The 20,610-nt window shown below is 67.8% G+C and carries 19 protein-coding genes; 2 read left to right on the forward strand and 17 right to left on the reverse strand.

The window, feature by feature from the left end; genetic code table 11:
• Window positions 1–364 precede the first annotated feature (364 nt).
• Entirely contained in the window at window positions 365–3,430 is a 3,066-nt protein-coding gene (locus ACW6W5_RS02895; protein ID WP_152150683.1) for a TonB-dependent receptor, read from the forward strand.
• A gap of 120 nt (window positions 3,431–3,550) precedes the next feature.
• On the opposite strand, the gene ACW6W5_RS02900 is transcribed toward ACW6W5_RS02895, so the two are convergent.
• The 15 genes from ACW6W5_RS02900 to hisS all read right to left on the reverse strand — a co-directional run bounded on the left by ACW6W5_RS02900 (window position 3,551) and on the right by hisS (window position 17,450).
• Complete coding sequence (locus ACW6W5_RS02900) at window positions 3,551–4,309, reverse strand: copper homeostasis protein CutC (protein WP_152150681.1); 759 nt, start codon at window positions 4,307–4,309, stop codon at window positions 3,551–3,553.
• Complete coding sequence (locus ACW6W5_RS02905) at window positions 4,306–5,304, reverse strand: N(4)-(beta-N-acetylglucosaminyl)-L-asparaginase (RefSeq protein WP_152150679.1); 999 nt, start codon at window positions 5,302–5,304, stop codon at window positions 4,306–4,308. The genes ACW6W5_RS02900 and ACW6W5_RS02905 overlap by 4 nt, the downstream gene beginning before the upstream one ends.
• Window positions 5,305–5,337: 33 nt before the next feature.
• Entirely contained in the window at window positions 5,338–6,339 is a 1,002-nt protein-coding gene (locus ACW6W5_RS02910; RefSeq protein WP_152150677.1) for a glucokinase, read from the reverse strand.
• Window positions 6,340–6,484: 145 nt separating this feature from the next.
• On the reverse strand, window positions 6,485–8,083 hold the full coding sequence (locus tag ACW6W5_RS02915) for a calcineurin-like phosphoesterase C-terminal domain-containing protein (RefSeq protein WP_152150675.1): 1,599 nt from the start codon (window positions 8,081–8,083) through the stop codon (window positions 6,485–6,487).
• Between the two features lie 92 nt (window positions 8,084–8,175).
• The gene (gene hisIE, locus ACW6W5_RS02920; RefSeq protein WP_152150673.1) at window positions 8,176–8,814 is read right to left on the reverse strand and encodes a bifunctional phosphoribosyl-AMP cyclohydrolase/phosphoribosyl-ATP diphosphatase HisIE; all 639 of its coding nucleotides are present in this window, start codon (window positions 8,812–8,814) and stop codon (window positions 8,176–8,178) included.
• Complete coding sequence (gene hisF, locus ACW6W5_RS02925; RefSeq protein WP_152150670.1) at window positions 8,804–9,580, reverse strand: imidazole glycerol phosphate synthase subunit HisF; 777 nt, start codon at window positions 9,578–9,580, stop codon at window positions 8,804–8,806. Before hisF ends, hisIE begins: the two co-directional genes overlap by 11 nt.
• Window positions 9,574–10,308 (reverse strand): 1-(5-phosphoribosyl)-5-[(5-phosphoribosylamino)methylideneamino]imidazole-4-carboxamide isomerase, encoded by a 735-nt coding sequence (gene hisA, locus ACW6W5_RS02930; RefSeq protein WP_121036648.1) that lies wholly within the window; start codon window positions 10,306–10,308, stop codon window positions 9,574–9,576. Before hisA ends, hisF begins: the two co-directional genes overlap by 7 nt.
• Window positions 10,305–10,907 carry an imidazole glycerol phosphate synthase subunit HisH gene (gene hisH / locus ACW6W5_RS02935; RefSeq protein ID WP_152150668.1) on the reverse strand — a complete coding sequence of 201 codons (603 nt, stop codon included), beginning with the start codon at window positions 10,905–10,907 and terminating at the stop codon, window positions 10,305–10,307. Before hisH ends, hisA begins: the two co-directional genes overlap by 4 nt.
• The gene (hisB, locus tag ACW6W5_RS02940; protein ID WP_121036646.1) at window positions 10,904–11,977 is read right to left on the reverse strand and encodes a bifunctional histidinol-phosphatase/imidazoleglycerol-phosphate dehydratase HisB; all 1,074 of its coding nucleotides are present in this window, start codon (window positions 11,975–11,977) and stop codon (window positions 10,904–10,906) included. Before hisB ends, hisH begins: the two co-directional genes overlap by 4 nt.
• On the reverse strand, window positions 11,974–13,062 hold the full coding sequence (gene hisC / locus ACW6W5_RS02945) for a histidinol-phosphate transaminase (RefSeq protein WP_152150666.1): 1,089 nt from the start codon (window positions 13,060–13,062) through the stop codon (window positions 11,974–11,976). Before hisC ends, hisB begins: the two co-directional genes overlap by 4 nt.
• Window positions 13,059–14,354, reverse strand: coding sequence for a histidinol dehydrogenase (gene hisD, locus ACW6W5_RS02950; protein ID WP_152150664.1), 1,296 nt, complete (start codon window positions 14,352–14,354; stop codon window positions 13,059–13,061). The genes hisC and hisD overlap by 4 nt, the downstream gene beginning before the upstream one ends.
• On the reverse strand, window positions 14,351–15,262 hold the full coding sequence (hisG, locus tag ACW6W5_RS02955; protein ID WP_152150662.1) for an ATP phosphoribosyltransferase: 912 nt from the start codon (window positions 15,260–15,262) through the stop codon (window positions 14,351–14,353). Before hisG ends, hisD begins: the two co-directional genes overlap by 4 nt.
• An 11-nt stretch (window positions 15,263–15,273) precedes the next feature.
• Window positions 15,274–15,594, reverse strand: coding sequence for a YerC/YecD family TrpR-related protein (locus tag ACW6W5_RS02960; protein WP_152150660.1), 321 nt, complete (start codon window positions 15,592–15,594; stop codon window positions 15,274–15,276).
• A 168-nt stretch (window positions 15,595–15,762) separates the two neighbouring features.
• Window positions 15,763–16,056, reverse strand: a complete 294-nt coding sequence (locus ACW6W5_RS02965; RefSeq protein WP_152150658.1) for a hypothetical protein — start codon at window positions 16,054–16,056, stop codon at window positions 15,763–15,765.
• On the reverse strand, window positions 16,053–17,450 hold the full coding sequence (gene hisS / locus ACW6W5_RS02970) for a histidine--tRNA ligase (protein WP_152150656.1): 1,398 nt from the start codon (window positions 17,448–17,450) through the stop codon (window positions 16,053–16,055). Before hisS ends, ACW6W5_RS02965 begins: the two co-directional genes overlap by 4 nt.
• Window positions 17,451–17,591: 141 nt before the next feature.
• Between hisS and ACW6W5_RS02975 the strand changes: the two genes are divergently transcribed.
• Window positions 17,592–18,353 (forward strand): Crp/Fnr family transcriptional regulator, encoded by a 762-nt coding sequence (locus tag ACW6W5_RS02975; RefSeq protein ID WP_152150654.1) that lies wholly within the window; start codon window positions 17,592–17,594, stop codon window positions 18,351–18,353.
• 7 nt (window positions 18,354–18,360) lie between these two features.
• Here ACW6W5_RS02975 and thrC read toward each other — a convergent pair whose 3' ends face one another.
• Together thrC and ACW6W5_RS02985 are read right to left on the reverse strand one after the other, a co-directional pair.
• Window positions 18,361–19,653, reverse strand: coding sequence for a threonine synthase (thrC, locus tag ACW6W5_RS02980; RefSeq protein ID WP_152150651.1), 1,293 nt, complete (start codon window positions 19,651–19,653; stop codon window positions 18,361–18,363).
• Between the two features lie 31 nt (window positions 19,654–19,684).
• Complete coding sequence (locus ACW6W5_RS02985) at window positions 19,685–20,602, reverse strand: homoserine kinase (RefSeq protein ID WP_152150649.1); 918 nt, start codon at window positions 20,600–20,602, stop codon at window positions 19,685–19,687.
• Window positions 20,603–20,610 lie beyond the last annotated feature (8 nt).

Consider the following 20,610-nt stretch of genomic DNA (forward strand, 5'->3'; position numbering starts at 1 on the left):
GGCTGCACCGCCCACGCGTGGGCAAGCGGATCGGCACCCGTCGGCCCGCCGACAGGGCTGGGGCGGCCAACCCAGCGCCGCCGCGGCCTCGGCCCGGCACAAGCGAAAGCACCGCCGGGATCCATATTGCGGAGCAGCATGCGTCCCCCGCGCGGTCGTGCTAAAAATCCCCCGCCAATCGTTTAGATCGATCCAACTTAAAACGGTCACGATTGCCGGAAGTGGGGAGCCGGGGGACTGCCCCACGCGATGCATGCGGGACGCGCCAGGCAACTCGACGCTCGAGAAAGTCGGCTTCAAACATTAGATCGATTCAAAGAATTCGTATCGCCACCGTTTCAATCCAGGAGAGGGAGAGAGTGGAATGAAGATGTCACGCATGCACCGCCGCGTTGCGTTGTCCGCGGCCATTGCCAGCGCGTTGGCCACGGCCATCGTGCCGGCCAGCGCCTTCGCGCAACAAGCAACCCCGGCCACCGGCACCCCCGATGCGACCACGCTCGACAGCGTGACCGTCACCGGCTATCGCTACGCCATCGAGAAGAGCCTGCAGCAGAAGCGCGATGCCAACGCCGTGGTCGAAGTGATCACCGCCGAAGACGTGGGCAAATTTCCCGACAAGAACGTGGCCGACGCGCTGCAGCGCGTGCCCGGCGTGGTGATCACGCGCAGTGGCGGCGAAGGCAAGAGCGTCAGCGTGCGCGGCCTCGCGCCGGACCTGACCCTCACCCAGTTGAACGGCAACTACGTCGCCACCTCGGAAACCAACAACGAGGCGTCGCGTTCGTTCAACTACACGCTGCTGCCGTCGAACATGCTGTCCAGCGCGGAGCTGTTCAAATCCCCGGAAGCGCGCATCGACGAAGGCGGCATCGGTGGCACCGTGATCCTGCATACCCGCCGCCCGCTCGATATGGAAGCCAACTCCGGTTACGTCAACCTGGAAGGCACCTCATCGGACACCAGCCACGACATCGATCCGCAGGCCTCGGCGCTGTATTCCTGGCACAGCAAGGACGAACGCTTCGGCGTGCTGGTGGGCGTGACGCAGCAGAAGCGCACCAGCCGCACCATGGAAGCCAGCACCGAGGACTACCAGTGGTATGGCGCAGGTGACGCGCGTGATGCCAACGGCAATGCGCTGCCGCAGGATGGTATCCACTACTGGTGGGGGCAGTCCGGCTTCAACAACCAGACCGGCGGCAACTACAGCGACTTCTTCATGCCGACCTCGGTCAACTTCGCGGTGAAGGAAGAAAAACGCGAGCGCAAGGGCGGCCAGCTGACCTTCCAGTTCAAGCCGCTCGACAACCTGACCCTGACCGCCAACTACTTCCGCTTCGAGCTGCAGGGCGATTACACCCAGAACATGCTCAAGGTGCCGGAGTGGAGCATGGCCCGCTTCAATGGTGACGGTAACTGGGCCGGCGGCCGGCTGCTCAACGGGCTCGATTTCGATCCCAGCGGCAGCATCGTGACCGGCGCACAGTTCGAGAAGCTGCCAGGCAAGGCCTACATCTGCAGCGAAGAACAGGCCGCGGCGGCCGGCCTTGCGCCGGGCGGCTGGGGGCCGGACGACTGCACCCTGCCCACCCCGCAGCTGACCGGTGGCTACAGCAAGGAAAAGGCGCTTTCGCAGACCGCCGACCTGTCGGTCGAATGGGACATCAGCCCGCTGTGGAAGGCGTCCTTCACCGGTGGCCGTACCTGGTCCGAAGGTGGCCCGTCGATGAACTTCCGGATGTCGGCCAAGCCGCGCCGCAAGGTCGGTCCGGACTATCTGTCGGGTAACCAGTACACCGCATGGGACCTGACCGGCACGCCGTCGGTGCAGTTCTCCCCGGACCTGCAGCAGCAGCTGATGGCCGGCATTGCCGAAGTCGACACCGGCTCGACCGACTCGTCGTGGATGCAGACCGAGGTTGAACAGAACTACTTCCAGGCCGATTTCACCAAACTGTTCGAGACCGGCTGGCTGGATTCCATCCAGTTCGGCACCAAGTACCGTGACGGCAAGGTCCACCGCAACACCGGCAACACCTACTGGGTGTGCCAGGGCCTGGATCCGGCCGACTACGACAACAACCGTTACCAGGCCGGCTGCGATTCCACCGCCGGTGATGCCCAGCCGGGCTTCTTCCTGTCCAACCCGATCAGCAACATCGCCGGCGGCTTCAACGCCAACGTGTTCCCGGGCATCAACTACCCGGCCTACATCAATTACCTCAACCAGACCTACGGCGGCTCGCACAACCGCACCGAAGAAGACTTCGTCTACGACGTCAACGAGAAGATCTACTCCGGGTACTTCCAGGCCAACTTCCGTACCGAGCGCCTGCGCGGCAATGTCGGTGTGCGCGTGGTGCGTACCGAGCAGTTCGCCCAGTCGAGCGATTCGGTCGAGCGCTTCAACGATTACTTCGTCGATAACGCCAACGGGTCGCCGATGAGCTGCGATGACCCGGCCGCGGATCCGACCCTGCGCTGCCAGGGTGGCTTCGTGCGCCTGCCGGACAACCAGGTGCGCGACAAGGTCTACACCCTCAGCTCGCTGGACAAGACCTATACCGACTTCCTGCCGAGCTTCAACATCGCCTGGGACATCAACGACAGCCTGGTGCTGCGCGGCGCAGCCTCGAAGGTCATCGCGCGGCCGGGCTATACCAGCATCGCCTACCCGGGCGGCCTGAACTACATCAGCGAGGAGTACAGCAACGACCGCCGTGTGGCCGGTGGTACTGACACCCCGGGCTGGTACGGCTCGGGCAGCAACAAGAACCTGGAACCGTTCAAGGCCGTCCAGTTCGACCTCGGCCTGGAGTGGTACTTCAAGCCCGGCTCTGCCGCGGGCGTGGCGCTGTTCCGCAAGAACGTGGACAACTTCACCGTGCCGGTGGTGCGCGACCAGCAGATGACGGTCGGCGGGCAGTCGGTCACCGTGCAGAAGTACCGCACCGAAGCCAACGGCCGTGACGGCGTCTCGCAGGGCGTTGAAGTGTACGGCCAGTACACCTTCGACATGGGCTTCGGCGTCCAGGCCAACTACACCTACAACGACACCAACCTCGCCTCGATCGTGCTGGATGGGGAAGAAATCGGTGCCTCGCCGCTGGTGGGCAGCGCCAAGAACCAGGCCAACGTCACGATCTTCTATGAGAACGACACGATCCTGGCCCGCGCCTCGTACAACCGCCGTGGCGAAGTGGTGGGCGGCCTGAACAACGGCATGACCACCTACACCAAGCCGTACGACCAGCTCGACCTCAACGTGGCCTACAACATCACCCCGGACTGGACGGTCACCGCCTCGGTACTGAACGCCACCAAGTCCGAGCTGCAGAGCTATATCGGCGATGACAGCCAGGCCCGCCTGCTGTCCAACATCTATGCCGGCCGCCAGCTGTACTTCGGCGTGAACTGGAAGTTCTAAGCCTCACCCGCCCCCGCCTTCGGGCGGGGCAACGGTCCTCCACGGCAGCTGCGCTTGTACAGGCGGCTGCCGTTTTTCTAATGGGGACGGAGGTAGTTAATTGCGGCCGGGCGTCGCGGATTAACTACCTCCGTCCCTATTATCACTATTATCAAGAGCCGCGCGCAGTGCTCTGACGTGCGCTGTGTCGGTCACGTTCCAGTCCGGTGACAACCCGGTCAACTCGGGATTGTGATGACGCATTGCCGACGGCTGCGTCGCCTTCGCTGAGGCGTGCAGTTCAACGCACCCACTGCGTTGGGCTACCTCCACGGCGTTGGCCGCAGTGATTCCCGCACCGGCCATGAGTGAGATGCGGTCGCCGGCCTGCGCCACCAGGGCGGCCAGCACATCGGCACCGGCCAGTGCACTGGCCTGTCCGCCCGAACTCAGGATGCGTTGGCAGCCCAGCGTCACGATCTGCTCCAGCGCCGCCGGCAGATCACGCGCCGCATCGAAGGCGCGGTGGAACGTGATGCCGAGTGGACCTGCCGCGGACACCAGTTCACGGCACAACGCCATGTCGATGCCACCGTCGGCATCCAGCGCGCCGATCACCACGCCCTCGCAGCCGAGTGCACGGCAGTACGCGATATCGCGCAGCATGATCTCGGCCTCCAGCGCGGTGTAGAGGAAATCGCCAGGCCGCGGCCGGATCAGCACGAACAGCGGAATCTGCAGGCGATCACGGGCGACCGCGATGCTGCCCTGCGACGGGGTGGTGCCGCCCTCGGCGAGGTTGTCGAACAGTTCGATCCGATCCGCGCCACCCTGCTGGGCGGCCAACGCAGAGGCCACCGAATTGGACGCGATCTCCAGCACTCGGCACGGCGCGCTCACGTCTGCTCGCTCGTGTACACCGAGGCGGAATCACGCAGATCGTCCTGCCGGTCCTTGTCGCAGACCGCGTAGACAAAGCCGCGGTGCAGCGCATAGGCGCCGACCTCACCGTGCTTGTTCAACGCGAGGAAGCACACCTGCAGGGTCTTGCTTGCCTCAGGGCGCTTGCGCACTACCCGGGCGATCGCCTCGCGGCAGGCCTCGGCCGGCGAGCGGCCCTGGCGCATCAGCTCGACCACCAGGAATGAGGCGGCATTGCGGATCATTTCCTCACCGACGCCCGAGGCGGTGGCGGCGCCGACCTCGTTGTCTACGTACAGGCCCGCGCCGATGATCGGGCTGTCGCCGACGCGGCCGTGCATCTTCCAGGCCATGCCACTGGTGGTGCAGGCACCGGCCAGATGCCCCTGGGCATCGATGGCGAGCATGCCCAGCGTGTCGTGGTTGCTGCTGTCGCCGGGGCGGCTGCGGCGCTCGGCATTGATCTCGGGCGTGTACTGCGCGGTCTTGAGCCACTCGCGCCAGGCCTTCTCGGCTTCCGGGGTAAGCAGCTTCCTGCGTTCAAAGCCCTGCTGCACCGCGAACTGCTGCGCGCCCTCGCCCACCAGCATCACGTGCGGCGTCTGTTCCATCACCCGCCGTGCCACCGAGACGGGGTGCGCGATATCACTCAGCGCCGCCACCGAACCACAGCGGCCATCGCCGTCCATGATGCTGGCATCCAGGCTCAGCACGCCGTCACGGTCCGGATTGCCGCAGCGCCCGACCGTGGGATTGCACAGATCGCTCTCGGCCCAGCGCGCGCCGGCCTCGACCGCATCGAGCGCGGAGCCGCCGCTCGCCAGCGTTTTCCAGGCCACCTGGTTGGCTCCCACACCGAAATCCCAGGTGGACACGACGCGCGCGCCGGAGGCAGTACGTGCCTGCAACGTCGGCAGCGCGAGGGCGCCAGCGGCCAAGGCACTGGCCTGGAGAAATCGCCTGCGGTCAGTCATGGGTAGGTCTCCAGCGAACGGAAAATGAGGGAATTACACGACGATGCAGCGATGCTCCGCATGCCAGACCGCCGCGCCAAGCACGCCGAGCTCGCCGTGGTCCACCCGCCAGATCGGCACCTGGCACAGCACATCGTGCATCACGCCCTTGGCCAGGAAGCGTGCGCGGAAACCGCCATCGCGCAGGAAGCGGTCTACCCGCGTGGAGATGCCACCGGCCAGGTAGACCGAGCGCGCACCGAAGGTCGTGGCCAGGTCGCCGGCCAGACTGCCGAGCCAGGCGCAGAACACCTCCAGCGTCTCGACCGCCACCGCATCCACGCCCTCATGGGCGGCCGCGATCAGGGCTTCGGTGCTCGTCAAGTGCGGCGTGACGCCACGGATATCGCACAGGCAGGGATACAGGTTCATCAAGCCGCCACCTGACAGGACGCGCTCGTTGTCCACGTGCTCCCAACGCTGCAGCAGGCGCGAGAGCACCTCCAGTTCCAGCCCGTTGCACGCGTTCAACGCGGCATGGCCGGCCTCGCTGGCCAGCACCGGCCGCTCGCCGCCCTCGAAGCGCAGCGCTGCGCCCAGGCCGGTGCCCGGGCCCAGCACCAGCGCCGGCCAGCGCGGTCCCGGCTCGGGATCGCCATTGAGGGCCACCATCGTCTCCGGCGCCACGTGCGGAATCGCATAGGCCACCGCTTCGAAATCGTTGATCAGCGCCAGCGACGCCAGCCCGGAATCGTGACGGGTCCGGGCGACCGAGACCGGCCAGGGCAGATTGGTGTTGACCAAGTGATCACCGTCCAGCAAGCCAGCGATCGCCACCACGGCACTGTCCGGCGCTGCCGGCAGCGTGGCGATGAAAGCGGCCAGGATCGCGGCCAGACTGGGGTGCTCGGCGCAGGCATAACGCTGCAGGCCGCTCAGCTGTGGCGCAGCACCCGCCCGCACAGTGGCCAGCGCGACGCGGGCGAACGTGCCGCCCACATCGGCCACGATCAGCGTGTCAGGGGGGGAATCCCGGTGGGCCGCGGTCCGCGCCACATCAGGTTGAGCCGGAACCGGTACCGCTGCGCTCACTCGCTTGCCTTGGTTGAATCGATTGAATCCCGGCGATTCTCAGGCATCGCCGGGGGAATGCAAAGCCGCCTGCGCCATACAGCGCCGTACTGAACCCACGGCGCCGTGATCAGGGCTTGGCGGTCTGCAGGCGGTAGCTGGTGCTGGCCGTGGCCGTCGGGCCATCGCCCTGCACGGCACGCACTTCCACCTTGTGCTCGCCCACGGCCAGGTGGGTCGGCAGCGCGCCGCGCCACAGGTGCGGTGACGGCGTGGCTTCCGGCGAGCGGTCGAAGCCACGCAGGCGCTCGGCGGTGTCGTCGGCGACGTTCTCCTGCAGCAGGCGCGGATCGGGCTGCTCGACGCGCTTCATTGGCTGCCAGGCGCCATCGTCCACGCGGTACTCCACCAACGAATCGGCCTGGCCCATGAACACGTTGGCGTATACGCCCCAGGCCGGATACGCGCCCTGGCGAAGCACCTTCGGCGCATGCAGGGCGATCTGGTAATCGTCCGGCGCACGCGCCACGTAATAGCGCAGGCCGTAGTCGCCACCGGGCTTGACCGACAGCACCGCATAGCCGTTCGGGGTGCCATCGCTCATGGTCGCATCGGGGATGCCGTTGCTGTCCTTCACGCCCGACCAGAATGCCCCGCAGGCCGCGCCCACGTTGTACTCGTGCAGCGGCTTGCTGCCCTGCCAGCCTTCGGCCGCACCGTGGTAGTAGTGCTGCTGGGTGTGACTGTGGCCGCTGAGCACCAGTACGTTCGGGAAGTCCTTGAGCAGCGCGAACAGACGCGTGCGGTCGGCATGGCGGAACGTCTCCCGGCCGGGCGCGGCATCGAACAGCGGGATGTGCATGCCAAGCACGATCAGCCGATCACGCGGCAGCCCCTTGAGATAATTGCCGAGGAAGGTGAACTGGTCCGCGCGCAGGCCACCCACGTAGCTCGGTTTGGCCTTGGGGTCGTAGACCACGTCATCGAGGAACACGAAACTCGCGCCGCCCTCTTCCACCGCATAGGTATCCGGGCCGTACACGGCGCGCCAGCTGTCCAGCGAGTGCGCATCGTTGCCGGCGTCCATGTCCAGGTCGTGGTTGCCCGGCACGTGGAACCACGGCACCTGCAGCTGCGCGGTGACCTTGTTGATGTCCGGGTACAGGCTCAGGTCGTCGTTGACGATGTCGCCCAGGGTGGTGCCCAGCCGCGCCGGGTGCTTGCCGATGATCGGCTCGACGATGGCGCGCTGGTAGTAGCCGATGTCCTGGCGACTGGCGGTCTGCGAATCGGTGAACACCAGCATCTCGAAACCGTTGCGTGCCGCATCGGTGCCCTTGGCCGGTTCCAGCGCGAAATCCCAGTTGCGGGGGGCGCCGCCGGTGGCGCGGATGCCGTCGTACTTCAGCTTTGGCGAGCCCTGGGGCGCGTAGTGGCGCCAGTAGGAAGGCAGCCCATTGGCCGCCGCCGGGAAGCGGTACTCGTCCGGCTTGATCACGAAGATGGTCTGGCCCTCGCGCACCGGCAGGCTGTAGCTGCCATCGGCGGCGGTGCGCACGATCGTTTCGCCGTTGGAGACCTGTACCCCGGCCAGGCCGGGATCGGTCGGGCCGCGCCCGGGCTTGCCGTCGCGCTCCTGATACACCTTGCCGGTGACGGTCGTTTCAGCAGCCCAGGCAGGCGAAGTCATCAACAGCAGGCAAGCCAGCCAGGCGGCAGTACGGGTCATCGGGGGCGGTCCGGTCGGGGGTGGGGAATGTAGAGCCGCACATCATCGCCTGCACCGCGTTTCACCGACGTTAAACGATGTGCAGCCCGTGCTTACCCGGCGTGGCGCGCCGCCAGCACCGCGACCGCATCATCCAGCGACAGCCCACGCGCACGCAGCAGCACGGTCAGATGGAACAGCAGATCGGCCGACTCGCCCAGCAGCGCGTCATCGTCCTGCACCACCCCTGCCAGCGCGGTCTCCACGCCCTCCTCGCCCACTTTCTGCGCGATGCGGCGGATGTCGCCCTCGAACAGCGACGTGGTGTAGCTGCCGGCCGGGCGCTGCTGCTCGCGTTCGCGCACCACGGTATCCAGCCGGCCCAGGAAGTTGCCGGGTGCCTGCGGGAAGCAGCTCTCGCTGCCGGTATGGCAGGTCGGCCCGGCCGGGCGCGCACTGACCAGCAGGGTGTCGCTGTCGCAGTCGATCCGCACGGCAGTCACCGCCAGCACGTTGCCGGAGGATTCGCCCTTGGTCCACAACCGCTGCTTGCTGCGGCTGTAGAAGGTCATGTGGCCCGTGGCCAGGGTCTGCGCCAGCGAGGCCGCATTGGCATAGCCGAGCATCAGCACGCGCAACGTATCCGTGTCCTGCACCACCACCGGCAACAGGCCATCGCCCTTGCCCCAGTCCAGCTGCGCCAGCGCCTCGCGCGATGGCTGCACGTCAATGGAATTCACGTCAATAGACATCTCGAACCTCGATCTGCTGCTCGCGCAGGAACTGCTTGAGCGCGGGAATGGCAATGGCGCCACTGTGGAACACGCTGGCGGCCAGCGCACCGTCAACATCGGCCTGGTCGAACACATCGGCGAAGTGCTGCATCTCGCCAGCGCCGCCGGAGGCGATCAGTGGCACCTGGCACAGCGCACGGGCCTGGCGCAGCTGCGCCACATCGTAGCCGCGGCGCACGCCATCGCTGTCCATGCAGTTGAGCACGATCTCACCGGCACCCCGGCGCTGTGCCTCCACCACCCAGTCCAAGGTACGGACCGCCACCGCCTGGGTCTTGTCCGGATCGCCGCTGAAGCGACGCACGCGCCATTCGCCGTCCGCCTCGCGCACCGAATCGATGCCGACCACCACGCACTGGACGCCGAAGGCATCGGCCAGTTCTTCGATCAGTTCGGGCCGACCGAGAGCCGGCGAGTTGATCGAGATTTTGTCGGCACCGGCATGCAGCACGCGCCGCGCGGTCTCCACATCGCTGATCCCACCGGCCACGCAGAACGGAATGTCGATCAAGCGCGCGATGCGCTCGATCCAGGCCACGTCCACCGCGCGCCCTTCCGGGCTGGCGCCGATGTCGTAGAACACGAGTTCATCCGCACCCTGGTCGCGGTAACGCATCGCCAGTTCGGCGATATCGCCCATGTCCACGTGATCGCGGAAGCGCACGCCCTTGACCACGCGACCATCGCGCACATCCAGGCACGGAATCAGGCGGCGGCTCAACATGCCAGCGCCCCTTCCAGGGTCATGCGCCCTTCCAGCAATGCCTTGCCGAGGATCGCCCCGCCGCAGCCGACCGCCTTGGCCTGGGCGACATCATCGGCATCGCGCACGCCACCGGAGGCCTGCACCGCCACGCCGGGAAGCCGTGCGGCCAGATGCCGGTAGAGATCGATGTTCGGCCCGGACAGCATGCCGTCGCGCGCGATATCCGTGCACAGCAGGTGCTGCATGCCCGCCTCTGCGTAGCGCTGGGCCAACACGTCCAGCGTGTCCTCGGCGGTCTCGGTCCAGCCATGCACCGGCAACAGCCAGCGGCCGTCCTCGGCCTGGCGCGCGTCCAGCGCGATGGTCAGCCGCTCCGGACCGAACTCGCGCAGCCAGCCAATCACCGTGTCCGGCTCGCGGACCGATACCGAGCCGACCACCACGCGGGTGGCACCGGCATCGAGAATCCGGGCGACGTCATCGCGCGAGCGCACACCGCCGCCGGTCTGCACCTTCAGGCCGGTCTGTGATGCGATCGAGGACAGCAGCGGTGCCAGCGTGTAGCCACCGGCGCGGGCCGCATCCAGATCCACCAGGTGCATCCAGCTTGCGCCCGCCGCGGCAAAGGCCTGCGCGCGCGGCAGCGGGTCATCGCCGTAGGTGGTCTGCTGCGCGTAGTCACCCTGCAGCAGCCGCACCACGCGGCCTTCGCGGATATCCAGGGCGGGATAGACGATGAAACTCATGTCGGTTCGTTCTCGATGAAATTGCGCAGGATGCGCGCGCCGGTGTCGGCTGAGCGCTCCGGGTGGAACTGGGCACCGCTGTGCCGGCCGCGCTGCACGACGGCCGCGAACAGCCCGCCGTGATCGCACGCGGCCACGGTGTCTTCGCCCAGGGGCGCGGCGTAGCTGTGGACGAAGTACGCGCTGGCCCGCGCCGGCACGCCGGCCAGCAGCGGCGACGTGCGCAGGGGCAGCAGCCGGTTCCAGCCCATGTGCGGCACACGGATGCCGGTGGCAGGACGCAGGTGGCGCACGACTCCGGGCAACAGGCCCAGGCATTCGACGTGTCCTTCCTCGGAGCCGTCGAACAGCAGCTGCATGCCCAGGCAGATCCCGAGCAGCGGCACCTGCAGCTCGCGCAGCGGCTGCACCAGGCCCTGTGCATGCAGACGCGCCATGCCGTGCGGGGCCGCGCCGACGCCGGGCAGGATCACCCGCGAGACGCCCTGCAGGCCCTGCGCATCGCGTACCAGCCGCACCTGCACGCCCAGCCGTTCCAGCGCATAGCGGACCGAGCCGAGGTTGGCGCCGCCCGCATCGATCAGCGCAACCTCGGTCACAGCGCCCCCTTGGTGCTCGGCAGTGCGGTGCCCTGCCGCGGCAAGGCCTGGCGCAGCGCGCGCGCCAGCGCCTTGAAGCAGGCCTCGACCTTGTGGTGGTCGTTGTCACCGCGCACGCTCAGGTGCAGGTTCAACCCGGCCGCATCGCACAGCGAGCGGAAGAAGTGCGGCACCAGCTCGGTCGGCATGTCGCCCACGCGCTCGCGCTTGAACTCGCCTTCGAAGACGAAGTACGGGCGGCCGCTGAAATCCAGCGCGGCACTGGCCAGCGTCTCATCCATCGGCAGGGTGAAGCCGTAGCGGCCGATGCCGCGCTTGTCGCCAAGTGCCTCGCGCAGGGCCTGGCCGAGCGCCAGGCCGGTGTCTTCAATGGTGTGGTGCTCGTCGATGTGCAGGTCGCCCTCGGCCTGCACGCTCAGCGCGAAGCCGCCGTGCTTGCCGATCTGCTCCAGCATGTGATCGAAGAACGGCAGCCCGGTGTGGGTCTGCGGCTCGGCGGTGCGATCCAGATCGACCTCGACCCGGATCTTCGTCTCCTTGGTATTGCGCTGCACAGTGGCACGGCGCGGTGCATCGGCCAGCTCATGCGCGATCGAGGTCCAGTCCCAGTCGCCGCCGAACTGCTCGGTGCGCAGCTGGAAACCTCGGATCTTCATGTTCTCCGCGAACTGGATATCGGTCAGGCGGTCACCCACCATCGCCGAGCGTGACCAGTCGATGCTGCGGTCCTGCAGGTACGGCAGCATCAGGCCGATACCCGGCTTGCGGGTCGGCGCGTTGTCCTGCGGCCAGGTGCCGTCGATCAGCACGTCACGGAAGGTGATGCCCTGGCTGGCGAAGATCTGCAGCATCAGGTCGTTGGGGCCATCGAAGCTGGCCTGCGGATAGCCTTCGGTGCCCAGGCCATCCTGGTTGCTGACGATCACGAACTGATAGCCCGCATCGCGCAGCTTGAGCATCGCCGGGATCACATCGCGCACGAAGCGCAGCTTCTCGTAGGCGTCGATCTGGAAATCGGCGGGTTCTTCGATCAGGGTGCCGTCGCGGTCGACGAACAGAATCGGGGTCATGCGGCAGCCCTCCGGGCCATCAGGGCGGCGAGTACACGGTCGTTCTGTTCCGGGCTGCCGAGGGTGATGCGCAGTGCATCCCCCAGTTGCGGCGCGGCACGTTGGTCACGCACCACCACACCGGCGGCGAGCAGCGCATCGAACGCGCCTTGTGCGTCGGCAAAGCGGGCCAGCAGGTAGTTGCCCTGCGAGGGATAGACACGCACCACACCGGGCAGCGCGGCGAGGCCGGACTGCAGGCGGGTACGTTCGGCCTTGACCTGCGCGATGCGCTGGGTGGTGATGGACAGACTCTCGGCGCCGAGACCGGCCAACGCCAGCTCGGCACAGGGCGCGGGCACCGGGTACGGCGCCTGGCAGCGGCGCAGCACCTGGATCAGGGCAGCATCGGCGATCAGGCTGCCAATGCGCGCGGCCGCCAGCGCATGCGCCTTGGACAGCGTGCGGAGCACGGCGATGTTTTCGTAACGGCTCAACAGTGTGGTCGCGGACGGCTGCTCGGCATATTCACCGTAGGCCTCATCCACCACCACCATCGCCCTGCCCTGCAACGCCGCAGCCACACGCTCTATCTCAGCCAGGGTGATCACGCTGCCTGCGGGATTGGACGGCGAGCACAGGAACACCAGCTTGGCGTTACCACCCAGCGCGGCGGCGATCACCGCATCGATATCGGCGACCAGCGCATCGCCCTGATCGACCAGGGGCACCTCGATCAGCGGCGCGTTCTGCAGGCGGGCGCAGACGGCATACATGCCGAACACCGGTGGCGTGGTCAGCACCGCATCGCGGCCCGGCTCGCACAGCGCGCGTACCAGCAGATCGATGGCCTCGTCACTGCCACGGCCGATCAACAATTGTTCGGCGGAGCAGCCGTACAGCTCGGCCAGTCGATCGCGCAATGCTGCCGGCTGCGGGTCGGGATAGCGCCGCGCGCCGCCAGCGACGTCGGCCGGATTGGCCCACGCCGATTCATTCGCGTTGAGCCAGACATCCCCGACCAGCGCACTGCTGCGCGCTGAGGAATAGCCGGCAAACGCCTGCAGGTCGGCGCGTACCAGGGCCAGGAGGGAGCCAGTGCTCATGCGGCCGCCTCCATGCGCAGGGTCACCGCGTTCTCGTGGGCATCCAGGCCTTCGGCGCGTGCCAGCACACGGGCACACTCGCCGATCGCCGCGATGCCAGCGGGCGTGGCCGACTGCACGCTGATCAGGTTCTGGAAGCTGGCCACGCTGACGCCACTGTAGGCACGTGCGGCACCGGCGGTCGGCAGCACGTGGTTGGTGCCACTGCAGTAATCGCCCAGCGCTTCGGGGGTGTAATCGCCAAGGAACACCGAACCGGCGGCCTCCACCTTGTCCAACCAGGCGCGCGGCTCGCGCAGCGCCAGGATCAAGTGCTCCGGGGCATACCGGTTGCTGATCGCGAAGGCGTCGTCCAGCGACTCGACCAGGATCAAGCGCGAGGACGCCAGCGCCTGCGCGGCGATCTCCGCGCGCGACAACTGCGCCAGCTGCGCCTCCACCGCCGCTTCAACCTGATCCACCATCCGCGCATCGTCGGTCAGCAGCAGCACCTGCGAGTCCGGACCGTGCTCGGCCTGCGAGAGTAGATCGGCGGCCACGAACGCGGGATTGGCGCCGGCATCGGCAATCACCAGCACTTCGGAAGGCCCGGCCGGCATGTCGATCGCCGCAGCGCCGTCCTGGGCGACCTGCTGCTTGGCTTCGGTCACATAACTATTGCCCGGGCCGTACAGCTTGTCGCAGGCCGGCACGCTGTCAGTGCCATAGGCCATCGCCGCGATCGCCTGCGCGCCGCCCAGCTTGAACACGCGGTGCACGCCGGTCAGGCGCGCGGCCACCAGCACCGCAGGATCGGCACTGCCGTCCTTGCGCGGCGGCGTGCACAACACGACTTCCCGGCAGCCGGCCAGCTGTGCGGGCACGCCCAGCATCAGCGCGGTGGACGGCAACGGCGCGCTGCCAGCCGGCACATACAGACCCACCCGACCGATCGGGCGCACCACGCGCTCGCAACGCACGCCGGGCGCGGTCTCGACCGAATAGCCCTGGCTCATGCCGGCCTGGTGGAAGGTAAGGATGCGCGCGGCGGCATCGATCATCGCCTGGCGCAGCTCGGCCGAGACGGCCTGTTCGGCCGCAGCGAATTCACCTTCGCTCACCTCGAACGTCTCCGGCGCCACCCCGTCGAAGCGCAGGGTGATCTCGCGCAGTGCGGCATCGCCGCCTTCGCGCACCGCTGCGATCAAGGCCGCGACAGACGCACGGGTACGCGCCGCCACGGCCTGGACCGGGCGTTGCAGCGCCTGCGCCTGGGCGCCGGCATCCAATTGGGACCACGTCAAACGATTCATGCCAGCGACCGCTCCACACTCAACACCATCAACCCCTGCGCGCCCGCGCGCTCCAGGTCCTCCAACCGCTGCCAGGTCAACGCACCGTGGCACATGGTCTGCAAACGCAGGTGGCCGCCGTCATCGGGCAGCTGCACCAGCGGATCGGCATCGGGCAGCAGGCGGGTCAACTCGGAGACGCGGTCCAGCGCGGCGCGGAACATCAGCAGCTTGCTGTCCTGCACCTTCACCACGCCATCAACACGACGCAGCAGCATCGCCATCAGACCGGCGCGGGCGTCATCGGGCGTGCGGACCGGGCCGGCCAGCACCGCTTCGCTTTCCAGCAGGATTTCGACCGGCTTGAGCTGGTTGGCGGCCAGGGTGGCGCCGCTGGACACCAGATCGCAGATCAGATCAGCCGTGCCCAGGCGCGGGGCGATTTCGACCGAGCCGGACAGCTCGACCACCTGGGCATCCACGCCGCGCTCGGCCAACCAGTCGGCCAGGATCGCGGGGTAGCTGGTGGCGATGCGCTTGCCGGCCAGCTGCTCCACGCCCGTCCATTCCCACTCCTCCGGCACCGCCAGCATCAAGCGGCACTGGCCGAAGTTGAGCCCGCGCAGCGCCTGGTACGCATCCGGCAGGCCGATCCGGCGGCGGGCGGCGCCCTGCTCGTCCAGCTCGTTGCGCCCGACGATGCCGAAGTCGCACACGCCATCGGCGATCAGGCCGGGGATATCGTCGTCGCGGACCAGCAGCAGATCCACCGGCAGCGATTCGCCGTAGCAGAACAGCTTGTCGCGGCTCTGCCGCCAGCTCAGCCCGCAGGCGGTCAACAGGCTGCGGGCGGGCTCGGCCAGTCGCCCGTTCTTCTGGATGGCGATACGCAGCCGGTCACGTGCCGGGGCGGTCTGGGTTGCACTCATGGGGGAGGTCTCTACTCGGATTCGGGGGAGGACGGCGTGGCGGCGATGGCGGCGGCGTAACCGCCGTGGCCGTGGTCCAGCGAGCGCGCCACGCGCCCGGTGGTGGTCACGCTGACCCCGGTCAACTCATGGATCTCGCGGTACGGCACGCCCTGCTGCAGCAGCGGCACGACCTTCCAGCGGTCGGACAGCGCTTCCAGCTCGGCGGGGGTGCACAGATCGCGCAGGAACGCGGTCACCGCGTCCGGATCGGACAGGGCAGCAAAGGCACGCGCCAGCGAGGCCAGATCGGCCTGGGCGTCTTTCTCGCGGGGGACGGGACGTAGTTTCATCGTATCAATGTAATAGCGTGCTATTACATTAGCGCAAACGAAACCGCGCAGTCAAACCGCCGCCGCAGGCGAAATGGACCGGTTCAGGGTCTGGAAATGCGCAACGCCCGCGTTAGCGGGCGTTGCGATGGGTATCGAGAAGGAAGCGCGCCGACCCACGGTCGGCACCTACCGGCAGCGGACCTCGGCACTTAGTGCGCCACTGCGCAGGCATTCGCCGAGCAGGCTGCCCTGGCGACTCGGGAGTGACTCCACGGCCTCCAAGGGTCCGGCACCGCCGGGACACTGGTTCCCGGCCAGCTCGCGCAGGTCGTGCTCAAGCTGTTCCCGATCGGTCACATGGCAGCGATCGACCGAGAGCTGGTAGTGCCCCGGGCCGATACGCTGGCTGCGCAGCGCCGGATCACTCTGGCAGGCCGCGAGCAGGAGCACCATCAGCGCCCCTGCCCCAAGCCGCTTCATGCCATGGCCTTGGCCTGCTCCAGCTCGACCTGCAGCGCGCTGGCCAGCTCATCGCGGGCGACCTCGAACTGCTGCTCGCGCAGCAGGTCCTTGACCGCCACCACGCCACGCGCCAGCTCATCTTCACCGGCCAGCACGACGAAGCGGATACCGGCCTTGGCGGCATACTGGAACTGCTTGCCGATCTTCTTCGGCTCCATCTGCACTTCGGCGTTGATGCCGCCCACGCGCAGGCGACGGGCGATATCCAGCGACTCGGGCAGGCCGTTGTCATCCATCAGGGCCACCAGCGCGTGCACGCTGCTGTCCTCGATCCCGGCGATCAGGCCGGCCTCGCGCAGCTGCCAGAACAGGCGGGTCAGGCCAATGGAGATGCCCACGCCCGGCAGCTTGGACTTGCTGTAGTGGCTGGCCAGGTCTTCGTAACGGCCACCAGAGCAGATCGAGCCGATCTGCGGGTGGTCGGTCAGCGTGGTCTCGTAGACGGTGCCGGTGTAGTAATCCAGGCCGCGCGCGATCGAGAAGTTCAGGCAGTACGCGGTTTCGGGCACGCCCAGCGCCTTGACCAGCTGCAGCACTTCGCGCAGCTCGGCCACGCCCAGCTTCAGCGTCTCGCCGGCGGTGCCGTCGGCCAGCAGCGCATCCAGCTGCGCCAGCGCGTCGTCATGGCTGCTCGACCGCACCGCCACGAACGCCAGGATGCGCTCGACCTGCTCGGCCGGAATCGCAAAGCCCTCGCCCCCCAGCGTCTCGCGCACGTAATCGGCGCCGCGCTTGTCCAGCTTGTCCACTTCGCGCAGCACGGCCAGCTGGCGCTCGCCATCGGCCACGCCCAGGCTTTCGAAGAAGCCCCGCATCAGCTTGCGGTTGTTGAGCTGCACCGAGAAATCACCGATGCGCAGCTCGGCGAACACCGCGTGGATGACCGCCAGCACTTCGGCGTCATAGCGGGTGCTCAGCGCGTCCTTGCCGATCACATCGATGTCGCACTGGTAGAACTCGCGGAAACGGCCCCGCTGGGCACGCTCACCGCGGTACACACGCTGCATCTGGTAACGGCGGAACGGGAAGGTCAGGTCGTGTTCGTGCTCAGCGACGTAGCGCGCCAGCGGCACGGTCAGATCGAAGCGCAGCGCCAGCTCGGGCAGCGCTTTCTCTTCGGCTTCGGCGGCATTGGCCAGCGCGCCGGTCGACTGCACGAAATACACCTGGCGCTCGGTCTCGCCACCGGATTTGGTCAGCAGCACATCGGACAGCTCGAACACCGGGGTTTCCACCGGCAGGAACCCGAACCGCTCGTAGTTGCGGCGGATGACGTCCAGCATGCGCTGGAACGCGATCTGCTCACGCGGCAGCAATTCCATGATGCCGGGCGGCGTACGGGGCTTGATCACTTGCGGGACTCCTGCGGAAACGGGGGGATGAGCGAGCGGCATATTCTAGCCGCAGCCGGCGCAACGAGCCGCATCCGGACATCGGGGCCGGGCCAATGGCGGCATGACGTATCATAGGCAGGTCCCGCTTGCTGACCTGACATGACCCGGCCCCACTCCGGTACCGCGCTTTCCGCTGTTGAAGACCCCGCCGCCCCCGGTTGCTCGCCGCTGCGCGACTGTCTGCATTGCTCGGTACGGCACCTGGCGGTCTGCTCGGCGCTGTCGCCGGATGAAGTGCAGGCGCTGGAGCGGGTCACCGTGTCCCAGGCACTGCCGCTGGGCTCCACCCTGGCCCGTGCCGGTGAGCCGCGCCAACATGTCTATACGATTACCGCCGGTGCGCTGCGCCTGGTCCGCACGCTGGCCGATGGCCGCCGCCAGATCAGCGGCTTCGTGCTGCCCGGCGATTTTCTCGGGCTGAGCGGCAGCGATCACCACCGTTATGACATCGAGGCCATCGCCGACAGCCGGGTCTGCCGCGTGGCCCTGCCGCAGATGAAGGACCTGCGCTCGCGCTTCCCGCATCTGGAGCGCAAGCTGCTGCAGCGCGCCTGCCAGGAGCTGGATGCCGCGCAGGATGCCGCGATGGCGCTGGGCCGGCTGCAGCCGGCCGAGAAGGTCGCCGATTTCCTGCTGCGCCTGGCCGCGCGCGAAGCGCTGCTCGGTGAGCCGGGGCTGCGCGTGACCCTGCCGATGGGCCGTGGCGACATCGCCGACCATCTCGGCCTGACCATGGAAACCGTCAGCCGCACCTTCACCAAGCTGCGCCAGCAGGGCCTGATCGCCCTGCCCCATCTGAACACCGTCGAGATCCTGGACGAAGGCGGCCTGCAGAAGCTCTCGGCCGACGAGTCGTACTGACCCGGCCTCACCCGCGCAACAGCACCTCACGCAGCGCCCCATACGCCGGTGCGCAGGCTTCGGCCTGCGCAGGCCGCTCCAGCAGCGCCGCCAGGGCCGGCGGCACGTCCAGCGCCCGCCCGATCAATGGCTCCACCACCGACTCGAACTTGGCCGGGTGTGCGGTCGCCGCCACCGCCCAGTGCCCCTGTGCGCCCGCGGCCCGCAGATGCTCCAGGCGCGCCACCGCCGTCGCCGTATGCGGACAGAACACCTCGCCATACAGGTCATGTCGCCGACGGATCAGCTCGCGGATCGCCGCATCGTCGATCGCTTCCGCGCTGAACGCAGCGCGCAGTACTGCATCGTCGTCGTTGTACAGCCACCGCAGCCGTTCGAAATTGCTCGGGGCCCCCACGTCCATCGCGTTGGCGATCGTCGCCACGCTGGTCTGTGCCTGGTAGGCCTCGCCGTGGAAGTAGCGCGGCAACACATCATTGGCATTGGTCGCCAGCGCGATCTGCCCCAGCGGCAGGCCCATCGCCCGCGCCAGGATCGCTGCCATCGCATTGCCCAGGTTGCCGGTCGGAATCACCAGGTTGAGCACGTGGCCGGTCTGCGCCTGATGGACCAGAGCAGCGTGGGCGTAATAGCTCATCTGCGGGAGCCAGCGGCCCAGGCTGATGCTGTTGGCCGAGCTCAACGGCACCGCGTCCTGCAGCTCGCGATCGCCCAGCGCCTGTTTCACCATCGCCTGGCAATCGTCGAACGATCCGGCGACGCGCAGCGTGTGGATGTTGTCGCCGAAGCACCCCAGCTGATGCGCCTGGCGCGGCGAGACACGGCCATCCGGGTACAGCACCACCACCCGGATTCCCTGCTGCCGATGGAAGGCCGCGGCGACGGCGGCGCCGGTGTCGCCGGAGGTCGCGACCACGATCGTCAGCGGACGCTCGCGCCCCTGCTGCAGGCGCGCAAGACACGCCGCGAGAAAGCGCGCACCGAAATCCTTGAAGGCGGCCGTGGGGCCATGGAACAACTCCAGTACATGGTCATCGGCGGTCGCCAGGGGACGCAGTGGCGCATCGAAATCGAAGGCCTGCTCGCACAGTTCGGGCAGCGCTTTCTCCAGGGCATCGTCATGGAAATACGGCGCCAGCAGCGCCGCAGCGGTCTGTGCGAAGGACCCCTGCGCTGACCAGTGCTGCAGGCGTGGGCGGTGTTCGGGGACATACAGGCCACCGTCCGGGGCGAGGCCAGCGGCGAGCGCGTGGCTGAGTGAAGCGGCGGGTGCAGCGTGACGCGTGGAAACGAACTTCATCGGACATCCCAGAGTAGAAAGAGTGGACGCGTCACAGCAGGCGCGCGGCGGGCGCATTCAAGGGCGACACCCAGGCCTGGCTGTCGAAGCCGGACTCGGCAAATGCCTGTTGCACGGCCGCCTGCGCAGCAAGGGCAGCGTTACGCTGCTCGAACCAGGCAAACACGCTCGGCCCTGCGCCGGAAATACTGGCGCCCATCGCTCCGGCCGCCAGCGCCGCGTCGCGCGCGGCGGCAAACCCGGTGATCAGACCGGCACGGCGCGGCTCGACCAGCACATCACGCAGCCCGGCACGGACCAGCGAGGCATCGCCGGTGAAGCAGCCACTGAGCACCAGCGCCAGATTCGCGCTCTGCGCGACGAACTCGCCCAACGCGTAATGCCCCTGCAGCGCGGCGCGCGCACGGCGCGTCTCCAGCACGGCATCCGGGTGCACCAGCAGGCTGTGCCACGCCGCCGGGACCGGCACCGGCACCAGCCGGTCCGCCGTGCTCAGTACCAGCCCGCCCAGCAGCATCGGCCCGAGGTTGTCGCCATGCCGGCCCCCGCTGGCCACGGCCTCACCGGTCAACGCGAACGGATACAGCGCCTCGCGCGACAAGGGCTGCGGCAACAGCGCATTGGCCGCGACCAGCGCCGCCACGCACGACGCGGCCGAACCGCCCATGCCCGAGCCCAGCGCGATGCCCTTGTCGATCTCCACCTCGAAGCCGAACGGCAGATCCAGCGCGGCACGCAGCGCGATCAACGCGGCGCCGGCGGTGTTGTCCTCGGCCACCCGTGGCAGATCCACCGTGGTACCGCGGATCGCGTGGATGCGGACCACCGGTTCCCCGATTCGCCGCACCGTCACGGTATCGCCAACGCCCTCAATGGCGTGGCCAAGGATGTCGAACCCGACCCCCACGTTGCCGACCGAGGCCGGCGCAAACGCACGTGCTTCCGTCATGCTGCCCT

It is taken from the genome of Stenotrophomonas sp. IS26, assembly GCF_054188265.1.

Coding starts and splice junctions, on each gene's coding strand:
- ACW6W5_RS02965 (WP_152150658.1), bottom strand. CDS start 16,056: ATGAAGCGGCTTGGGGCAGGGGCGCTGATGGTGCTCCTGCTCGCGGCC.
- thrC (WP_152150651.1), bottom strand. CDS start 19,653: ATGAAGTTCGTTTCCACGCGTCACGCTGCACCCGCCGCTTCACTCAGC.
- hisC (WP_152150666.1), bottom strand. CDS start 13,062: ATGAGCACTGGCTCCCTCCTGGCCCTGGTACGCGCCGACCTGCAGGCG.
- ACW6W5_RS02985 (WP_152150649.1), bottom strand. CDS start 20,602: ATGACGGAAGCACGTGCGTTTGCGCCGGCCTCGGTCGGCAACGTGGGG.
- ACW6W5_RS02975 (WP_152150654.1), top strand. CDS start 17,592: ATGACCCGGCCCCACTCCGGTACCGCGCTTTCCGCTGTTGAAGACCCC.
- hisA (WP_121036648.1), bottom strand. CDS start 10,308: ATGAGTTTCATCGTCTATCCCGCCCTGGATATCCGCGAAGGCCGCGTG.
- hisD (WP_152150664.1), bottom strand. CDS start 14,354: ATGAATCGTTTGACGTGGTCCCAATTGGATGCCGGCGCCCAGGCGCAG.
- ACW6W5_RS02960 (WP_152150660.1), bottom strand. CDS start 15,594: ATGAAACTACGTCCCGTCCCCCGCGAGAAAGACGCCCAGGCCGATCTG.
- ACW6W5_RS02905 (WP_152150679.1), bottom strand. CDS start 5,304: ATGACTGACCGCAGGCGATTTCTCCAGGCCAGTGCCTTGGCCGCTGGC.
- hisG (WP_152150662.1), bottom strand. CDS start 15,262: ATGAGTGCAACCCAGACCGCCCCGGCACGTGACCGGCTGCGTATCGCC.
- hisIE (WP_152150673.1), bottom strand. CDS start 8,814: ATGTCTATTGACGTGAATTCCATTGACGTGCAGCCATCGCGCGAGGCG.
- ACW6W5_RS02895 (WP_152150683.1), top strand. CDS start 365: ATGAAGATGTCACGCATGCACCGCCGCGTTGCGTTGTCCGCGGCCATT.
- hisB (WP_121036646.1), bottom strand. CDS start 11,977: ATGACCCCGATTCTGTTCGTCGACCGCGACGGCACCCTGATCGAAGAA.
- hisF (WP_152150670.1), bottom strand. CDS start 9,580: ATGTTGAGCCGCCGCCTGATTCCGTGCCTGGATGTGCGCGATGGTCGC.
- ACW6W5_RS02915 (WP_152150675.1), bottom strand. CDS start 8,083: ATGACCCGTACTGCCGCCTGGCTGGCTTGCCTGCTGTTGATGACTTCG.